The sequence below is a fragment of the Vibrio sp. 1159 genome (genome assembly GCF_033340395.1).
GTDB lineage: Bacteria > Pseudomonadota > Gammaproteobacteria > Enterobacterales > Vibrionaceae > Vibrio > Vibrio alginolyticus.
Genome location: NZ_JAWOWL010000119.1, coordinates 1 through 1,323, shown reverse-complemented (window position 1 = coordinate 1,323; position 1,323 = coordinate 1). Strand labels below are relative to the sequence as shown.

2 protein-coding genes are annotated in these 1,323 nt (G+C 48.0%); both read left to right on the top strand.

What is annotated here, in order from left to right:
• Nucleotides 1-389, top strand: a 389-nt coding sequence (locus tag R7127_RS26320; protein ID WP_318148695.1) for a DUF2271 domain-containing protein, incomplete at its 5' end; no start/stop codon positions are given.
• 15 nt (nucleotides 390-404) lie between these two features.
• Nucleotides 405-1,235 carry a DUF4198 domain-containing protein gene (locus R7127_RS26315; protein WP_141179674.1) on the top strand — a complete coding sequence of 277 codons (831 nt, stop codon included), beginning with the start codon at nucleotides 405-407 and terminating at the stop codon, nucleotides 1,233-1,235.
• The last annotated feature ends 88 nt before the right edge of the window (nucleotides 1,236-1,323 follow it).

Genomic DNA, 1,323 nt, shown 5'->3' with positions numbered 1-1,323 from the left:
TGTACGCCCGTCCTTACGTCGCAGTGTGGGTTGAAGATGAACAACGTCAATCTGTTAAAACCATTCAGCTTTGGGTCGGTAAGGATGAGTGGCTCAAAGACATGCGCAGCTGGTGGCGAAAAGTGGGTCGTTATGATCGCGATCTGATTGACGCTGTGACGTCTGCGACTCGCCCTGCTGGGCAGTATCGATTTGTTTGGGATGGTACTAACGACGCAGGCGAACGCCTTGAGCAAGGTGACTATACCTTACATGTTGAGGTCGTTCGTGAACACGGTGGTCGCAACTACTTGCGCCAAAAAATGACATTAGCGGACAGTGAGGTGCGCTACCAACTCAAACCAACTCAAGAGACGGGGGTCATCACCGTCAATTACCAAGTTAAGTGATAGAAGGACACAACCATGAAAACCAAAATGAAAGCAGTGGCGTTAGCAAGCGTAATGGCAATGGGATTAGCTGCAGCGACAACGGCACAAGCACATCCTCGTTGGGTTTTGCCTTCACACTTTACCGTTTCTAAAGAAGGTGGTGATTGGCTCACGTTCGATGTGACTGCTTCTCATGGCACATTTGTATTCGATAAGCCAGCAGGTAGCGAACAAGCTTTTGTCATCATGCCGGATGGCCGCTCTGAGCGCCCGAACTTTGTAATACGCGGTAAGCGTCGTTCGATGTTCGATTTCTTCTTTGTTGAAGAGGGCACGCATAAGGTTGCGATTAACAATGAGCCGAGCTACTACACCCAGTACAAAGCAGGTCGCCGCGATACTGTGAAGTGGGTTAGAGCCAATAAAGCTGAGCGCGCTGATGTGCTACCAGAAAAAACGCGTGATGTGGTGACTCAGCTAAGCTACACCCGCGCAGAAAGCTACATCACGGTCGGTAAACCAACAGAAAAAGCGTTAGAAATTGAAGGCAAATTGCTAGAGCTAAAACCGCTGACTCACCCATCTGACATCATTGAAGGTGAAGCGGTGATGTTCCAGTTCTTCTTCGATGGCAAACCTCAACAAGGTGTGACGGCAGAGATCACGCGTGAAGGTACGTTGTATCGCAACCATCAAGAGCAAATTGACGTGGTGAGTGATAAAGACGGAAAAATTACTTTTACGCCAGACGTGGCAGGGCGCTATCTAATGAAAGCGAACTACAAAGGTGAGTTGAACAATCACCCATTAGCTGACAAAACCAGCGCGAATGTACACCTAACGTTTGAAACTCTACTCAACTAATCGAATTAGGCTCAGCAAGCTCTGAGCCATTTTGGAATCAACATGAACAACACTTCTATTTTTAAAGCTGCGGTGCTAATGGTTGGAT